Source organism: Streptomyces diastaticus subsp. diastaticus (assembly GCF_011170125.1).
Taxonomy (GTDB): Bacteria; Actinomycetota; Actinomycetes; order Streptomycetales; family Streptomycetaceae; genus Streptomyces; species Streptomyces diastaticus.
On record NZ_BLLN01000005.1, the window covers coordinates 1,445,558 to 1,461,691 of the forward strand.

At 75.1% G+C, this 16,134-nt stretch carries 10 protein-coding genes, 1 pseudogene and 1 riboswitch; of the genes and pseudogenes, 3 read left to right on the forward strand and 8 right to left on the reverse strand.

Annotation, left to right across the window (positions count from 1 at the left end):
* Positions 1-39: 39 nt before the first annotated feature.
* The 3 genes from Sdia_RS23730 to Sdia_RS23740 all read right to left on the reverse strand — a co-directional run bounded on the left by Sdia_RS23730 (position 40) and on the right by Sdia_RS23740 (position 4,768).
* A complete protein-coding gene (locus tag Sdia_RS23730) occupies positions 40-1,221 on the reverse strand; it encodes an alkaline phosphatase family protein (protein WP_100457853.1) in 1,182 nt (393 codons plus the stop codon).
* Positions 1,221-1,820, reverse strand: a complete 600-nt coding sequence (locus tag Sdia_RS23735; RefSeq protein ID WP_100457854.1) for a DUF5998 family protein — start codon at positions 1,818-1,820, stop codon at positions 1,221-1,223. The genes Sdia_RS23730 and Sdia_RS23735 overlap by 1 nt, the downstream gene beginning before the upstream one ends.
* A 71-nt stretch (positions 1,821-1,891) precedes the next feature.
* Positions 1,892-4,768: a bifunctional acetate--CoA ligase family protein/GNAT family N-acetyltransferase gene (locus tag Sdia_RS23740; RefSeq protein ID WP_100457855.1), complete on the reverse strand. Its 2,877-nt coding sequence runs from the start codon at positions 4,766-4,768 to the stop codon at positions 1,892-1,894.
* Between the two features lie 170 nt (positions 4,769-4,938).
* Here Sdia_RS23740 and Sdia_RS23745 point away from each other — a divergent pair, with 170 nt between their 5' ends.
* Positions 4,939-5,220 carry an HPr family phosphocarrier protein gene (locus Sdia_RS23745; RefSeq protein WP_100457928.1) on the forward strand — a complete coding sequence of 94 codons (282 nt, stop codon included), beginning with the start codon at positions 4,939-4,941 and terminating at the stop codon, positions 5,218-5,220.
* A gap of 362 nt (positions 5,221-5,582) precedes the next feature.
* On the opposite strand, the pseudogene Sdia_RS23750 reads toward Sdia_RS23745, so the two are convergent.
* The 4 genes and pseudogenes from Sdia_RS23750 to Sdia_RS23765 all read right to left on the reverse strand — a co-directional run.
* Positions 5,583-5,789, reverse strand: a pseudogene (locus Sdia_RS23750) (GntR family transcriptional regulator); the annotation flags it as partial.
* A 212-nt stretch (positions 5,790-6,001) separates the two neighbouring features.
* A complete protein-coding gene (locus Sdia_RS23755; RefSeq protein WP_100457856.1) occupies positions 6,002-6,775 on the reverse strand; it encodes a M23 family metallopeptidase in 774 nt (257 codons plus the stop codon).
* A 13-nt stretch (positions 6,776-6,788) separates the two neighbouring features.
* Positions 6,789-6,942: riboswitch (cyclic di-AMP (ydaO/yuaA leader) on the reverse strand.
* Positions 6,943-7,186: 244 nt separating this feature from the next.
* Complete coding sequence (locus Sdia_RS23760; RefSeq protein ID WP_181844101.1) at positions 7,187-8,554, reverse strand: M16 family metallopeptidase; 1,368 nt, start codon at positions 8,552-8,554, stop codon at positions 7,187-7,189.
* A gap of 16 nt (positions 8,555-8,570) precedes the next feature.
* Positions 8,571-9,944, reverse strand: a complete 1,374-nt coding sequence (locus tag Sdia_RS23765; RefSeq protein WP_100457858.1) for a M16 family metallopeptidase — start codon at positions 9,942-9,944, stop codon at positions 8,571-8,573.
* Positions 9,945-10,141: 197 nt separating this feature from the next.
* Between Sdia_RS23765 and Sdia_RS23770 the strand changes: the two genes are divergently transcribed.
* The gene (locus tag Sdia_RS23770) at positions 10,142-12,589 is read left to right on the forward strand and encodes a DNA gyrase/topoisomerase IV subunit A (protein WP_189500651.1); all 2,448 of its coding nucleotides are present in this window, start codon (positions 10,142-10,144) and stop codon (positions 12,587-12,589) included.
* 79 nt (positions 12,590-12,668) lie between these two features.
* On the opposite strand, the gene Sdia_RS23775 is transcribed toward Sdia_RS23770, so the two are convergent.
* Positions 12,669-13,790 (reverse strand): CobW family GTP-binding protein, encoded by a 1,122-nt coding sequence (locus Sdia_RS23775; protein ID WP_100457860.1) that lies wholly within the window; start codon positions 13,788-13,790, stop codon positions 12,669-12,671.
* A gap of 1,417 nt (positions 13,791-15,207) precedes the next feature.
* Between Sdia_RS23775 and Sdia_RS23780 the strand changes: the two genes are divergently transcribed.
* Positions 15,208-16,116 (forward strand): ferredoxin family protein, encoded by a 909-nt coding sequence (locus Sdia_RS23780; RefSeq protein ID WP_100457861.1) that lies wholly within the window; start codon positions 15,208-15,210, stop codon positions 16,114-16,116.
* Positions 16,117-16,134: the final 18 nt, after the last annotated feature.

Consider the following 16,134-nt stretch of genomic DNA (forward strand, 5'->3'; position numbering starts at 1 on the left):
CGGCACGGGCCCGGGTGGTGCGCCACCCGGGCCGGGGCGTCAGGTGCGGACCTCCAGCAGCGGCACGAGCTGCTCGGCCGGGGTCATCGAGCCGTGCATGCCGGTCAGCGCCGACTCGTTGGGCTCGCGGCGGCCGGCGGTGATCGCGACGTCGTCGCGAGCGGCGACGATGACGTCCCCGAGGCGGTCGCGGACCCGCTTCTCGACGTGCGGACCGAACCAGCCCGCCTCGATCGCCTCGTCCTTGCTCGCCACCCAGCACTGCTCCCCCAGCACCTCGCGCCAGACGGTGCGGACGTCGCGGGCGGCGCCCGGGACGGCGTAGAGGTGGCGCGCGCGGCCCTCACCGCCGAGCAGGCGGACCCCCGCGTTCAGCTCCCAGTCCTCGTCGACGTCGAAGCGGTGGCGGTCGTCGAAGGGGATGTCCACCATGCCGTGGTCGGCGGTGACGTAGAGGGCGCTGCGCGGCGGCAGCTGCTCGGCGAGGCGGCGGGCGAGCCCGTCGACGTACATCAGCTGGCCGCGCCAGGCGTCGGAGTCGACGCCGAAGCGATGGCCCTTGCCGTCGACCTCGCTGTAGTAGGTGTAGACCAGCGCGCGGTCCCCGGCGGCGAGCTGGGCGGCGGCCAGGTCCATCCGCTCCTCGCCCGAGAGCCGGCCGTGGAAGGTGCCGCCGCTGAGGGCGACCTGGGTGAGCGGGGTGTGGTGGAAGCCAGGGGCGGAGACCTGGGCGGTGTGCACCCCCGCGGCGTCGGCCAGCGAGAAGACCGTGGGGTACGGCTGCCAGGCGTGCGGGTCGGTCCACGGCTTCCAGCGGAGCTGGTTCATCAGCTCACCGCTGTCCGGGTCGAGGGCGGAGTACCCGGGCAGGCCGTGTTCGCCGGGGGTGCGCCCGGTGCCGACGGAGGCGAGCGAGGTGGCGGTGGTGGCGGGGAAGCCCGCGGTGAGCGGCCGGCCGGTGCCCCCGCGCGAGGTGGCGATGAGCGAGGAGAGGAACGGCGCCTCGGCCGGGTGGGCGAGGAGCTGGTGCCAGCCGAGCCCGTCGATGAGGAAGACGCAGTTCCGGTCGGCGGGTGCCAGTTCGGGCAGGCTCGCCGTCACGCCGGGCACGCCGGAGCCGGCGGCCAGGGTGGGCAACAGGTCCGCGAGCGAGCCGCTGCCGTAGGCGGGGACCGGCGCGGAGTCGACGGAGAGGGGCTCGGGCCAGGCGGGGTGGCCCATCAGCGGCCGGCCGGCGTGGCGGTGGCGGCCGTCGCCTCCGAGAGCGCCTGGGCGAAGTCGAGGGCCTGCCGGACGGTGTCGGGGCCGTCGCCGGCCTCGCTGACGCGCAGGCTCAGGTCGTCGGCGGTGGAGCTGCCGGTGTAACCGTGGTCGGCCTCGCAGTCGGGGTCGCCGCAGGCGGCGGGCTCCAGGTCGATGCGGGAGACGGCGCCCCAGCCGATGGTCAGGACGACCTCGCGGGGCAGCGTGCCGGGGGTGTAGGACTCCGGGTTGGCGACCACGCGGCTGAGGACCACGGAGGAGATCCGGCCGGTCTTCACCGACTCGGTGGAGGTGGTGGCGAGCGGGGTGGGCGAGCCGGAGTCGGCGGCCTGCTCGTCGGTGTGGCTGACGATGAACCGGGTGGGGGTGAGGACCAGGACCGTGACGTGGCGGCGGACCTCGTTCGCGTCGAAGGTGGTCTCCTGATGGACCAGATACGACGCGACGGCCTCACCCCCCACGGCGGCCTCCACCGCCTCGGCCACGAGGGCCGGGTAGTAGCCGCTGCGCTCGATCGCCGCGCGCAGCCCCTGGGTCGTGGTACCGGTCTTTGCCATGCCGACCATCCTACGGGGGCGCGCCGACCGCTGGGGACGCCCGTGCGGGGTGTCCCGGGCGGCGGGGCGGGTCAGTAGGCGGGCAGGGTGCGCGGGCCGAGGTCGTCACGGGCCGGGGGCGGGGCGAGGCGGACCGAGGCGCCGAGCACGCTGACGCCGCGCGGGGCGACCACCACCGGCTCCAGCCGCACGTCGACCACCTCCGGGTGGTCGTCGACCAGCCGCGAGACGCGTTGCAGCAGTTCCTCCAGGGCCGGGGTGTCGACCGGGGCGGAGCCGCGCCAGCCGAAGAGCAGCGGGGCGGTGCGGATGGAGCGGACCATGGCGGTGGCGTCCCGGTCGGTGACGGGGATGAGGCGGTGGGCGGTGTCGCCGAGGAGTTCGGAGGGGGCGCCGGCGAGGCCGAAGGTGAGCACGGCGCCGGCGGCCGGGTCGATGACGGTGCGCACCACGGTGTCGACGCCGCGTGGCGCCATCGGCTGGACCACCGGCCGCAGCTCGGCCGGGGCGCCGAAGAGCCCGGTCAGCTCGGCGTACGCCTGTCGGAGCTGGGTCTCGTCGGCGAGGTCGAGGCGGACTCCGCCGAGGTCTGCGCGGTGGCGCAGGTGGGGCGCGGTGGTCTTGAGGGCGACCGGGTAGCCGAGTGCGGCGGCGGCGCGGACGGCGGTGTCCGGGTCGGGGGCCGGGAGGGTGGGGCGGACGTCGATGCCGTAACGGCCGAGAAGGGCGCGGGTGTCCTCGGCGCCGAGGGTGTGGGCGCGCGGCGTGCCACCGGGTGCCGTGGTCCCGGCGGCGGCCAGCAGCCGGACGATGTCGGCGGCGGCACCGCGCTCGTCGATGTCCTCGTACTCCGGTACGCCGCCGGGGCGCTGGGCCTCGCGGCGCCACTGGGCGTACCGGACGGCCTCGCCGAGGGCGCGGACGGCCCGCTCGGCGGCCGGGTAGGCGGGGATGCGGCGGGCGCGCGGGGCGGGGGGTGCCTCGTCGTCGGCGGCGGCGGGGCCGGGGACGGCCGGCGGGCGGACCGGGACGCGCTGGGTGGCTGGGCTGCCCGGGCCGGTGCCCGCGGCGGCGGAGAGGGCTTCCGCGAGGCCGCCCAGTTCGACGTGGACGACGACGACCGGCTTGTCGGGCGCGGTGGCGTGGGCGGCGCGCAGGGCGGCACCGAGCGCCTCGCCGTCGGGGCGTTCGGGGACGCCGTCGGCACCGACCCAGGGGATGGCGGTGACCACCACGGCGTCGCAGCCGTCGTCGGCGAGGGCGGCGGCCAGCGCGTCCCGGAAGTCCTCGGGGGTGGCGTCGGTGGTGAGGTCGCGGGGCGGCAGCGGGCGCAGGCCCTCGGAGAGGCAGGCGTCGTAGCTGAGCAGGCCGAGCGACTCGGAGTTGCCGAGGATGGCGACGCGGGGGCCGGCGGGCAGTGGCTGCCCGGCCAGCAACAGGCCGACGTCGACCAGTTCGGTGACGGTGTCCACCCGGATGACGCCGGCCTGGCGCAGCAGGGCGGAGACGGTGGCGTACGGCAGCCGCGTGACGGGGGCGGGGTGGCCGGTGGGGGTGATGCCGCTGTGCCGGGCGCCCTGGACGACGACCAGCGGCTTGGCCGCGGCGGTGCGGCGGGCGAGGCGGGCGAACTTGCGGGGGTTGCCGATGGTCTCCAGGTACATCAGGGCGACGTCGGTGTGCGGGTCGTCGTACCAGTACTGCATGACGTCGTTGCCGGAGACGTCGGCGCGGTTGCCCGCGGAGACGAAGGTGGAGACGCCGGCCGGGTTGGGGACGCCGTCGGCGCCACCGCCGTCGCGGTGGAGGGCGGAGAGCAGGGCGATGCCGATGGCACCGGACTGGGTGAACAGGCCGACCCGGCCGGGCACGGGGAGTTCCGGGGCGAGGGAGGCGTTGAGCCGGATCCCGGGGGTGGTGTTGATGACGCCGAAGGCGTTGGGGCCGATGACCCGCATGCCGTACGAGCGGGCCTGGCGGATCAGGGCGCGCTGGCGTTCGCGGCCCTCGGGGCCCTGTTCGGCGTAGCCGGCGGAGATCACCACGAGGCCCTGGACGCCGTGCTCTCCGCACTCGGCGACGGCCTCGGGCACCCGGTCGGCGGGGACGGCGATGACGGCGAGGTCCACCGGTTCGGCGATGTCGCGGACGAAGCGGTGGGCGCGGACGCCGTCGAGGGTGTCCCCCGTCTCGGGGAAACCCTGGTTGACGGCGTACACCGTGCCGGTGAACCCGGCGTCGAGGATGTTCCGCAGGATGCTGCGGCCCACCCCGCCGAGGGCGCGGCCCACCCCGACCACGGCGACCGAGCCCGGGGCCAGCAGCCGCTGGACGGACCGGGCCTCTGCGCGCTGCTCACGGGCGTGCTGCACAGCGAGCGAGCGGTCGGTGGGCTCCAGGCCGAACTCCAGGCGGACGACGCCGTCCTCGAAGCTGCGCTTCTGCTGGTAGCCCGCGTCGGTGAAGACCTTGATCATCTTGGTGTTGGCGGGAAGCACCTCGGCGGTGAAGCGCCGGATGCCGCGCTCGCGGGCGACCGCGGCGATGTGCTCCAGCAGGGCGGAGGCGACGCCGCGGCCCTGGTGGGCGTCCTGGACGAGGAAGGCGACCTCGGCCTCGTCGGCGGGGGCGGAGGCGGGCATGCCCCGGCCGTCGACGCGGTCGTAGCGGACGGTGGCGATGAACTCGCCGCCGACGGTGGCCGCCAGGCCCACCCGGTCGACGTGGTCGTGGTGGGTGAAGCGACGGACGTCCTTGGCCGACAGGCGCGGGTAGGGCGCGAAGAACCGGTAGTACTTCGACTCGTCGGAGACCTGCTCGTAGAAGCTCACCAGGCGGTCGGCGTCGTCGGCGGTGATGGGCCGGATGCGCGCGGTGCCGCCGTCGCGGAGCACCACGTCGGCCTCCCAGTGGGCGGGGTAGGCGTGCTGGTCCGACGGGGTGTCCATGGGAGCAGCGTACGGGTCGCGGAGCCGTCGGGCACGGGGCAGGCTGGGCCTTGTCTCCGCGGGCGCCAGGGGGTAGAGGGCGGGAGCGGATGTCCCCGGCCGGGTCGTACGGAGCGGTGTGCGAGTCTGGTCTAGACAACATCGTCCGCTTCGTGAAGGGCAGCTTCAACATGGCTGAGCGCCGCGTCAACGTCGGCTGGGCCGAGGGCCTGCACGCCCGTCCCGCTTCCATCTTCGTCCGGGCCGCCACCGCCTCCGGCATCCCGGTGACCATCGCCAAGCCGGACACCGCCCCGGTCAACGCCGCCTCGATGCTGGCCGTCCTCGGCCTCGGCGTGCAGGGTGGCGAGGAGATCGTCCTCTCCGCCGACGCCGACGGCGCCGAGGCCGCCCTGGAGCGCCTGGCCAAGCTGGTCGCGGAAGGGCTGGACGAGCTTCCGGAGACCGTCTGACGCCGGGGCTGCCCCCGAGGGGTGACGGCTGACCGCGCGTGAGACCCGATTGCCCGGCGGGGGCGCGGAGCCGGTGGAGCGGCCCCGGCACTTCAGGGGGCGGGTGCCGGGAACCGGCGGGCGTCAGTCAGCCGCGTGGCGCTGTCCGCGGGCCGCGGTGTCGCGCTGGAGCCCCGGACGCACCGGGGCGGGCGGCCGTGCCCTCACGGGGGCCGGGGCCCCCTGTACGCGATCCGCTTCGGGCCACCGGGACCGCCTCGCCGGGCCGTCCGGAGCCCGTCGGCGCGGTCGCGGCCGCTCCTCGCGTCAGCCGACGCGCCCCCCGCCGCGCCGGTCATCGGTCACCGGTCACGCGAACCGGAGGCGCGGCACCTCCCGGCCGAGAAGAGGGGCCGGCCGGCGAGGAGGTGGCGCGCCTCCAGGGTGCGCAGTGCCTCGCGCACGGGGACGCGGGAGACGCCGTAGGGGCGGGCGAGCTGCCCCTCGGTGAGGCGGGAGCCGCGCCCGTGGGCGCCGGAGACGATGTCCTGTCCGATCGCGGTGCGTGTCGCTTGCGCCGGAACACCCATGCCCGTCCTCCGCCCGTGGCCCGCGAAACGCGGCCGTCCGGTCCTCTGCCGCGCCCCTAGGACAGGAAGAGGCGCTGTCCGGCGGCTCCGGGTGGTCCGCGAACACCTTCTGGCCGGAAGGCGTGGGGTGGGCACACCGGCCGCGGACAATCCGAAGACCCCGGCTCGGGAGGGCCGGGGTCTTCGGGGAGGAACGGGTCCTACGGGCCCGGTCAGACGTCGACGCCGTGGCCGCGCAGGTAGGCGACGGGATCCATGTCGGTGCCGTAGTCGGCGCCCGAGCGGGCCTCGAAGTGCAGGTGCGGGCCGGTGGAGTTGCCGGTGGAGCCGGAGACGGCGATCTGCTGGCCCGGTGTGACGGTCTGGCCGACCGAGACGGTGGCCGAGGTGAGGTGGCCGTACTGGGTGTAGGTGCCGTCGTGCATCTTGACGACCACCTCGTTGCCGTAGGCACCGCCCCATCCGGTCTGGACCACGGTGCCCGCGCCGACGGCGCGCACGACGCTGCCGGAGGGGGCGTGGAAGTCGACTCCGGAGTGGCTGCCGGAGGACCAGAGGCTGCCGCCGGTCCGGTAGCCGGTGGAGACGTAGGAGCCCTCGACGGGCAGGACATAGCGGTTGAGGCGCTCGCGCTCGGCGGCGCGGGCGGCCCGGATCTTCTCGGCGCGCTCCTTCTCGGCCTTCTGCTTCGCCTCGGCGGCCTGCACGCGGGCGGCCTCGACGGCGGCCTGTTCGGCGGCGGCGGCCTCGGCGGCGAGGCGCTGGGCGGCGGCCTGGTCACCGATGCGGTCGGCGAGGCTGTCGCCGATGGTGATGGCCTGCGTCAAGCCGGTGTGCGCGGGGGCCTCTCCGGCCGCGGCCGGAGAGGCGAGGGTGCCCACCACGCCGGTGGTGGTGAGGGCGGCGACGCCGGCCAGGCCGGCCCCGGTGCGGGTGGCCCGGCGGTTCGTTCGCCGGTGCTTCCCGGTGGGACGGGTGAACGCCATGGAGCGGCTGGTCCTTTCCTTCCTTCTCGCCTACCGGGTTAGCTGACGGGTTCGGAGCAGGAAGGTCTCCTACGGGCCCCTCGCGGGAGGCGCCCGATTCACCCCTGGGACGGTGGGTCCCCGGTTCCCCGGGCTCACGCCCTGCGGGGATTCGGCGATGACTGCCCGTTCGCCACGGGTGTGGCGGGTGCGTCGGCCGGACAGCCGCAGAGACGCTAATGGGCACTTCTGTCGTGCTACAAACCGAACGCCGCTTTTGTTGCGCACACCACAGGACAGACGGGGCGTCAATCCCGCGAAAGGGGCATCCCCACCGAGGCGTGGACATGACGGAACCCCGGTCGCCGTCCAGGGCTTCCGGGGTTCCGCCCTCCGGCTGGGGGATGCCGGCCGGGGCTCGCTGAGCGGACGTCAGCCGGTGACCACGCTGACCTCTCCGATGCCGAGCGCGCGCACCGGCTCGGCGATCCGCGAGGCGTCGCCGACCAGCACCGTCACCAGCCGGTCGGCCGGGAAGGCACTGACCACGGCGGCGGTCGCCTCGGTGGCACCGGTGTCGGCCATCATCCGGTACAGCCGTGCCTGGAAGTCGTCCGGCAGGTGCTGCTCGACCTGGTCGGCGAGGGTGGAGGCGACGGCGGCGGCCGTCTCGTACTTCAGCGGCGCCACCCCGACGAGGTTCTGCACGGCGGTGTCCAGCTCGGCCTCGGTGAGACCCTCGGCGGCCAGGGTGCGCAGCACCTTCCAGAGGTCGTCCAGGGCCGGGCCGGTGGACTCGGTGTCGACGGAGCCGCTGATGGCGAGCATCGCCGCGCCCGTCCCCTCCGGGGTGGAGCGCAGCACCTGGGCGAAGGCCCGCACGCCGTAGGTGTAGCCCTTCTCCTCGCGCAGGACACGGTCCAGACGGGAGGTCAGGGTGCCGCCGAGGCTGTACGTGCCGAGCACCTGGGCGGGCCAGACCCGGTCGTGCCGGTCAGGTCCGACACGCCCGATGAGCAGCTGGGTCTGGACGGCGCCGGGACGGTCGACGACGATGACGCGCCCGGTGTCGTCGGCGGTGACCGGCGGGACCGGGTTGGGCTTGCCCGCGTCGCCCTGCCAGGCGCCGAGGCTGTCGGCGAGCAGGGCGTCGAGGTCGGTGCCCTCCAGGTCTCCGACGATGACGGCGGTGGCGGTGGCCGGGCGCACGTGCCGGTCGTAGAAGGCGCGGACGGCGGCGGCGTCGATCCGCTCGACGGTCTCCGCGGTGCCCTGACGGGGCCGCGAGACGCGCGAGCCGGCCGGGAAGAGCTGCCGGGACAGCTCCTTGGCGGCGCGGCGGGCCGGGTTGGCCTGCTCGTGCGGGATCTCGTCCAGACGGTTGCGGACCAGACGCTCGACCTCGGCCGGATCGAAGGCGGGGGCGCGCAGCGCGTCGGCGAGCAGCCCGAGCGCCTTCTCCAGCCGGGAGACCGGAACCTCCAGGGAGAGCCGGACGCCTGGATGGTCGGCGAAGGCGTCGAGGGTGGCCCCGCAGCGCTCCAGCTCGGCGGCGAACTCCTCGGCGCTGTGCCGGTCGGTGCCCTCGCTGAAGGCGCGGGCCATGATCGTGGCGAGGCCGTCGAGCCCCTCGGGCTCGGTGTCGAGCGGGCTGTCGAGCAGCACCTCCACGGCGACGACCTGCTGGCCGGGGCGGTGGCAGCGCAGCACCGTCAGGCCGTTGTCCAGGCTGGTGCGCTCGGGGGCGGGGAAGGCCCAGGGGCGGGGGGCTCCTCCGGCCGGCTGCGGGTGGAGATCCATGGCGGGGGTGATGACGTCACTCACTGGCTGCGGCCTCCTCGCCGGTCGCGGCGTCGGTGTTCTCGGCGTGCTCGGCGTGCTCGGCTTCCTCGGGGGTGAGCGGCTCGTAGACGAGGACCGCGCGGTTGTCCGGGCGCAGGCGCTCGGCGGCGGCCTGGCGGACCTCGTCGGCGGTGACGTCCAGCACCCGGCCGACGGCGCTGAGGGCGAGCTGGGGGTCACCGAAGAGGACGGCGTACCGGCAGAGTTCGTCGGCGCGGCCGGCGACGGTGCCGAGCCGGTCCAGCCATTCCCGCTCCAGCTGGGCCTGGGCGCGCTCCATCTCCTCGGCCGTGGGGCCCTCGGCGGCGAAGCGGGCCAGCTCGTCGTCGACGGCGGCCTCGATGGCGGGGATCTCGACGTCGCCGGAGGCCTTGACGTCGAGCCAGCCGAGCGAGGGCGCGCCGGCCAGCCGCAGCAGGCCGAAGCCGGCGGCGACAGCCGAACGGTCTCGGCGGACCAGGCGGTTGTAGAGCCGGGAGGACTCGCCGCCGCCGAGGACGGTGAGCGCCACGTCGGCGGCGTCGGCGGCGCGGGTGCCGTCCTCGGGGAGGCGGTAGGCGGCCATCAGGGCGCGCGCGGGCACCTCCTCGCGGACCACCTCGCGCAGCTCGGTGCCGATGGTGTCGGGCAGCGAGCCGTCACGCGGCGGCTGCTTGCCGTCGTGGCCGGGGATGGAGCCGAAGTACTTCTCGATCCAGGCGAGCGTCTGCTCCGGGTCGATGTCGCCGACGACGGAGAGCACGGCGTTGTTCGGCGCGTAGTACGTGCGGAAGAACTGCCGGGCGTCCTCGAGCGTGGCCGCGTCGAGGTCGGCCATCGAGCCGATGGGCGTGTGGTGGTAGGGGTGGCCCTCCGGGTAGGCGAGGGCGGTGAGCTTCTCGAAGGCGGTGCCGTACGGCACGTTGTCGTAGCGCTGGCGGCGCTCGTTCTTGACGACGTCGCGCTGGTTCTCCATCGACTCGTCGTCCAGGGCGGTCAGGAGGGTGCCCATGCGGTCGGCCTCCAGCCAGAGGGCGAGCTCGAGCTGGTGGGCGGGCATGGTCTCGAAGTAGTTGGTCCGCTCGAAGCTGGTGGTGCCGTTGAGCGAGCCGCCGGCGCCCTGGACCAGCTCGAAGTGGCCGTTCCCCTTCACCTGCGCCGAACCCTGGAACATCAGGTGCTCGAAGAGGTGGGCGAGGCCGGTGCGGCCCTTCACCTCGTGGCGCGAGCCGACGTCGTACCAGAGGCAGACCGCGGCGACCGGGGTCAGGTGGTCCTCGGAGAGCACCACGCGCAAGCCGTTGGCCAGGCGGTGCTCGGTCGCTGTCAGGCCGCCGGAGGCGGCCCGCGCTGTGGCCGTGTCACCCATGGGCAGGTACGTCCCTTCGCTCGCGAATTCTGGAGAGGTCCTCTCCGTCCTGTCACTCTATGCAACCGTGCCGACGGGGGGCGAAGTTCCCGCGGGAAGGCACCCGAAGGACGGGGCGCGGTCGGGGTTGTCCGCGGCGCGGTCCACAATGGTCGGCGTCATGTCCAGACCTTGTTGGTGAAGGAGCCGCAGCAGCGATGGCCCGCCGCAGCACGAAGACCCCGCCACCGGACGACTTCGAGGAGCGCATCCTCGACATCGACGTTGTCGACGAGATGCAGGGCTCCTTCCTGGAGTACGCCTACTCGGTGATCTACTCGCGAGCCCTGCCCGACGCGCGGGACGGCATGAAGCCGGTGCACCGGCGGATCGTCTACCAGATGAACGAGATGGGGCTGCGCCGCGACCGCGGCTACGTGAAGTGCGCCCGGGTGGTCGGCGAGGTGATGGGCAAGCTCCACCCGCACGGCGACGCCTCGATCTACGACGCGCTGGTGCGCATGGCGCAGCCGTTCTCCATGCGGCTGCCGCTGGTCGACGGCCACGGCAACTTCGGTTCGCTGGGGAACGACGACCCGCCGGCGGCGATGCGGTACACCGAGTGCCGGATGGCCGACGCCACCTCCCTGATGACCGAGTCGATCGACGAGAACACGGTCGACTTCGCGCCCAACTACGACGGCCAGGAGCAGGAGCCGGTGGCACTCCCCGCCGCCTTCCCGAACCTGCTGGTCAACGGCGCCTCCGGGATCGCGGTCGGCATGGCCACCAACATGCCGCCGCACAACCTCGGGGAGGTCGTCGCCGCCGCCCGCCACCTCATCAAGCACCCGGGCGCCGACCTGGAGACCCTGATGCGGTTCGTGCCGGGGCCCGACCTGCCGACCGGCGGGCGGATCGTCGGACTGGGCGGGGTGCGCGACGCGTACGCCACCGGGCGCGGCACGTTCAAGATCCGCGCCACGGTCACGGTGGAGAACGTCACGCCGCGCCGCAAGGGACTGGTCGTCACCGAGCTGCCGTTCAGCGTCGGCCCGGAGAAGGTCATCTCCAAGATCAAGGACCTGGTCGGCGCGAAGAAGCTCCAGGGCATCGCCGACGTCAAGGACCTCACCGACCGCGAGCACGGCCTGCGGCTGGTCATCGAGATCAAGAACGGCTTCGTGCCCGAGGCGGTCCTGGAGCAGCTCTACAAGCTGACGCCGATGGAGGAGTCCTTCGGCATCAACAACGTCGCCCTGGTCGACGGCCAGCCGCTCACCCTCGGCCTCAAGGAGCTGCTGGAGGTCTACCTGGACCACCGGTTCACCGTGGTCCGGCGCCGCAGCGAGTTCCGGCGCGGCAGGAAGCGCGACCGGCTGCACCTGGTCGAGGGCCTGCTGGTGGCGCTCGTCGACATCGACGAGGTCATCCGCATCATCCGGGACAGTGAGAACTCCGCGGAGGCCCGCGAGCGCCTCATCGAGCGGTTCTCCCTCAGCGACATCCAGACGCAGTACATCCTGGACACGCCGCTGCGCCGCCTCACCCGGTTCGACCGGATCGAGCTGGAGTCCGAGCGGGACCGGCTCAACGCCGAGATCGAGGAGCTGACGCGCATCCTCGACTCCGACGCCGAGCTGCGCAAGCTGGTCTCCTCGGAGCTGGCGGCGGTCGCCAAGAAGTACGGCACGGACCGGCGCACGGTGCTGCTGGAGTCCTCCGGCGCGGCGGCCGCGGTGCCCCTCCAGGTGGAGGACACCGCCTGCCGGGTGCTGCTCTCCTCCACGGGGCTGCTGGCCCGGACCGCGGACGACAAGCCGCTGGCCGACGCGCCGAAGCGGGTCAAGCACGATCTGATCGTCTCGGCGGTGGCGGCGACGGCGCGCGGCGAGGTCGGCGCGGTCACCTCGGCCGGGCGGCTGCTGCGGCTCCAGGTGATCGACCTGCCGCAGCTGCCGGGGACGGACACCGCGCCGAGCCTGTCGGGCGGGGCGCCGGTCGCCGAGTTCCTCACCCTGGAGGCCGACGAGCGGCTGGTCTGCCTGACCACGCTGGACGAGTCCTCCCAGGGTCTCGCGCTCGGCACGGCGCAGGGCGTGGTCAAGCGCGTGGTGCCCGACTACCCCTCGCACAAGGAGGAGTTGGAGGTCATCGCCCTCAAGGAGGGCGACCGGGTCGTCGGTGCGGCGGAGCTGCGTACCGGCGAGGAGGACCTGGTCTTCATCACCGACGAGGCGCATCTGCTGCGCTTCCCCGCCTCGGTGGTCCGCCCGCAGGGCCGTCCGGCCGGCGGCATGGCGGGGGTGAAGCTGGGGGAGGGCTCCCGGGTGGTGTCGTTCACCGCGGTCGACCCGGCGGTGGACGCGGTGGTGTTCACGGTGGCCGGCTCCCGCGGCACGCTGGACGACTCGGTGCAGACCACGGCGAAGGTGACCCCCTTCGACCAGTACCCGCGCAAGGGCCGGGCCACCGGCGGGGTGCGCTGTCAGCGGTTCCTGAAGGGCGAGGACTGCCTGAGCTTCGCCTGGGCGGGCCCGGCCCCGGCCCGCGCGGCCCAGCGCGACGGCACGCCGGCGGAGCTGCCCGACCCGGACCCGCGGCGCGACGGCTCGGGCGTGTCGCTGCCCAAGCCGGTGGCCGCGGCGGCCGGCCCCGTCGGCTGACGCCCGTCCCGGGGCCGTGCGCCCCGGCGGAGCCACCCCGGCGTACGACGCGCCGGGGCGGCGGACTTTCCCGGAGCGCTCAGCCCACGGGCCGCCCGGCGTCGGCCACTTCGGTGCGCAGTACCTCGGGGTCGTCCGGGTCGGCGGTGTCCTCGTCGGCGCGGACGAAGCGCAGGACGCTCCACAGGTGCCGCTCCTCGGCCTGACCGGCCTGGTCGCGGCAGCCGTCCAGCGCGGTCGAGAGGGCGTCGGGGTCGATGCCGGAGCCGATCAGGACCATCTGGGTGCGCCGCTCCTCGCCGGGCTCCCAGGCGCGCGGGGTGAAGCGCAGGAAGCGGCCGACGGCGTGCAGGGTGTAGACGTGGCCGGGGTCGAGCGGACCGAAGTCCACGAATCCCTTGATGCGGTAGAGCCCTTCGGGCCGCGCGTCGAGGAAGTCCATGAGCAGGCGCGGGTGGAGCGGGGTCGTGGAGGTGAAGGCGACGCTGTCGTAGGCGGCGTGCAGATGCCCGTCGTGGCCGTCCCCGTGGCCGCCGCGACAGCCCTCGGGCTCGTCCTCCTCGCGGGCGTCGTCGAAGGAGAGCTGGCCGTAGCGCTCGGTTTGGGGGCGGCGGTCGAAGAGGAGTTCCGGGTCGATCCGGCCGTGGGCGGCGGGGGTGACGGCACCGTGCTCGGCACGTTCGCGGACGACGGCGAGCAGGCGGTCCAGTTCGGCGGGGGCGACGCGGTCGCTCTTGTTGAGGACGACGAGGTCGGCGGCGGCGAGGTGCCGGTCGAGTTCCGGGTGCCGCTCACGGGTCGACGCGTACTCGGCGGCGTCGACCACCTCGACGAGACCGCCGTAGAGGACGTACGGGTTCTCGCTGGCCAGGACCATGCGGACCAGCTCGACCGGTTCGGCGAGACCGCTGGCCTCGATGACGATGACGTCGAGCCCGGCCTCCGGGCGGGTCAGCCGCTCCAGGTAGGTGTCGAGTTCGGCGACGTCGACGGCGCAGCACAGGCAGCCGTTGCCGAGCGAGACGGTGGAGCCGACCTGTCCGGCGACGGCCATGGCGTCGATCTCGATGGCGCCGAAGTCGTTGACGAGGGCGCCGATCCGGGTGCCCCGGCTGCGCCGGAGCAACTGGTTGAGGAGGGTGGTCTTGCCCGAGCCGAGGAAGCCGGCGAGGACGACGACCGGGATCTGCTGCCTGCCCACCGAGGGGTCCTTTCACCGTGCCGCCGCCGGGACCGGCACGGTGCCCGGCGCCCGCCCTGGCCGGACGGGCGTCCCAGGATACGGCGGTGCGCCGGCCGGGCCGGGCGTGCCCGCGGGCCCTCGGCACCGGCCGGCCGGACGGCCGCCCGCGCAGCCGGACGGCGGTGCCGGCGGGCAGCGCCGGACGGCCGCCCGCGCAGCCGGACGGCGGTGCCGGCGGGCAGCGCCGGACGGCCGCCCGCGCAGCCGGACGGCGGTGCCGGCGGGCAGCGCCCCCTCGGCACCGGGCGGTCCGCGGCGAGCGGCGGCTCGGTGCCGGCGGGAAGGGGTACGGCGTCCGAGCCGAGGTTGACGAGAGAGGCGCGCGTCGGCGGGGCGGCGGAGGGCGAGAAGGCCCTCGGGGCCGTCGAACCGTTCCAGGAGGCCGTCGCCGAGACCGCCGGGGGGGAGCGAGCACGGTGCGGTGGGAGGACCCTCGTGGAGGCGGGGCTGCCTCCTGCCCGTGGGCCGTGCGGGCGGCCCCGCGGGGCTGCGGCAGCCAGGGGGTGCGGTGGAGAACCCCGGCGTGCGGGGCGTCGGCGGTCCCAGGCGGCTGGGCCGGGCAACCGTCGCCGCCGGGGCCTGCGGCGCCGGACCGGGCGTGCATCAGGTCCTCGATGTACTCGCACGGGATCCGCCGCCCCGGGCAGGCCCGGCGCCCCGTCCTGGTGGAGGCAGGTGGCGCCGGGCGGGGCGAGGTGGAGCAGGGCGGTGGCACGGGCGGCGCCGGGTCGGCGGGGGTGCCGAACCGTTCGGGGCGAAGCCGAAGCCGGCCCCGGCGCGACCGCGGCGGGTGACGGTGCGGGGGTGTCGTGGTCGCGGAGGACCCGGGCGGCGGGTAGTCGACGGGCGCTGCCTGCCCGGCGCGGGTGTCGCACCTGGCTGCGCGCAGCCGGCCGGCTCCCACGGGCTGCGCGGAAGGGACGTTGCAGGCGGTGGGGGTTCGTGGTGCCGCGGGTGGCGGGCGAACGGCTCGCTGCCCGGGGAGCTGCGCCTCGCCGGCGAGGGCGGCGCCGTGCCGGTCGGCCACCGCTCACCAGGAGCGGTGGAGCCCGTGGAGTCCGTCGCGGCGGCGGGGACGCGGCCCCTGGTCCACAGCGCAGTCGCGCGGCGCCGGATCCCATGGCGAGGAGCGCGGCGAAGCCGACGCGGGCGTACGCCGCCGAGAAACCGGTCAGCGCAGTCAGCGGGATTCAGGCCGAGGAGCGGTCGCGGCGCCGTGGTTGCCGGAGTCGCGGACGTACTGGTGGTCCAGGTTGGATGGCGGTGGGGGCCTCGTGGCCCGCGCCGCCGTGCGCGCGAACGGCTCGGCGTGGACGGGCGGGGGGGCGATGATCCGCATGAGCAGGAGCGCCCGCCCCGGGTTAGGGTCGCCCCTGTGAGTACGTGTGCCCGAGCCGCCCTCGACCTGCGCGAACCGCTCGCCGGAACCGCCGCCACCGCCCGCACCTGGCTGCTGATCGAGCAACCCGGCCCGTGGGGCGCCCGCGCCCTGACCGCCAGCCGTCTCGACGCCGCGCTCGGCGCCGCGCTGGAGGCCGCCGCCGAGGGCACCGGGGTCCGCGTCGCCCTCATCCGGCGGCCCGGCGGGCGCCCCGCCGGCCCCGGTGGCCCGCGCGTCGTCGCCGCCCACACCCTCCCCGGCCGCACCTGGACGCACACCGCCCGCCTGCCCCGCCTGGAGGCACTGCGCTCCCTCGACCTGCCCGCCCTCGGCGCCGGTGACCCGGCCTCCTTCGATGCGCTGGGCGGCGCGCCGTACGACGGGCCGCCCCTCGCCCTGGTGTGCACCAACGGGAAGCGGGACAGGTGCTGCGCCCTGCTGGGCCGGCCACTCGCCGAGGAACTGGCGCTCACCGCGCCCGAGGAGGTCTGGGAGACCACCCACCTCGGCGGCCACCGCTTCTCCCCCACCCTGCTGGTCCTGCCGCACGGCTACGCCTACGGCCGCGCCGTCACCACCGAGGTCAAGGAGATCCTGCGGGCCACCGCCGCCGGCGAGGTCGTCGTGGACGGCTGCCGGGGCCGCTCCTGCTGGGACCGGCCGGGGCAGGCCGCCGAACTGGCCCTGCGCGAACGGCTGCCCGGCGCCCGTCCCGACGACCTCGCGGTCACCGGCGTCGAGGGAGCCGCAACCGGCTGGGAGGTGGCGCTGGCCCACCGCGACGGGCGGCGCTGGCGGGTCACCGTGGCCGAGGGCACGTCGCTGCCGCCCCGCCCCGAGTCGTGCGGCGGGACGCCGGGGACGCCGCGGCGGATGGACGTCGTGGCGGTGCGGGAGGAGTGAAGCGCCTCCCACACCCTG

Excerpts from the sequence above, each read along its gene's own strand:
- Sdia_RS23730 (WP_100457853.1), bottom strand. The coding sequence starts at position 1,221 with ATGGGCCACCCCGCCTGGCCCGAGCCCCTCTCCGTCGACTCCGCGCCG.
- Sdia_RS23735 (WP_100457854.1), bottom strand. The coding sequence starts at position 1,820 with ATGGCAAAGACCGGTACCACGACCCAGGGGCTGCGCGCGGCGATCGAG.
- Sdia_RS23740 (WP_100457855.1), bottom strand. The coding sequence starts at position 4,768 with ATGGACACCCCGTCGGACCAGCACGCCTACCCCGCCCACTGGGAGGCC.
- Sdia_RS23745 (WP_100457928.1), top strand. The coding sequence starts at position 4,939 with ATGGCTGAGCGCCGCGTCAACGTCGGCTGGGCCGAGGGCCTGCACGCC.
- Sdia_RS23755 (WP_100457856.1), bottom strand. The coding sequence starts at position 6,775 with ATGGCGTTCACCCGTCCCACCGGGAAGCACCGGCGAACGAACCGCCGG.
- Sdia_RS23760 (WP_181844101.1), bottom strand. The coding sequence starts at position 8,554 with ATGGATCTCCACCCGCAGCCGGCCGGAGGAGCCCCCCGCCCCTGGGCC.
- Sdia_RS23765 (WP_100457858.1), bottom strand. The coding sequence starts at position 9,944 with ATGGGTGACACGGCCACAGCGCGGGCCGCCTCCGGCGGCCTGACAGCG.
- Sdia_RS23770 (WP_189500651.1), top strand. The coding sequence starts at position 10,142 with ATGGCCCGCCGCAGCACGAAGACCCCGCCACCGGACGACTTCGAGGAG.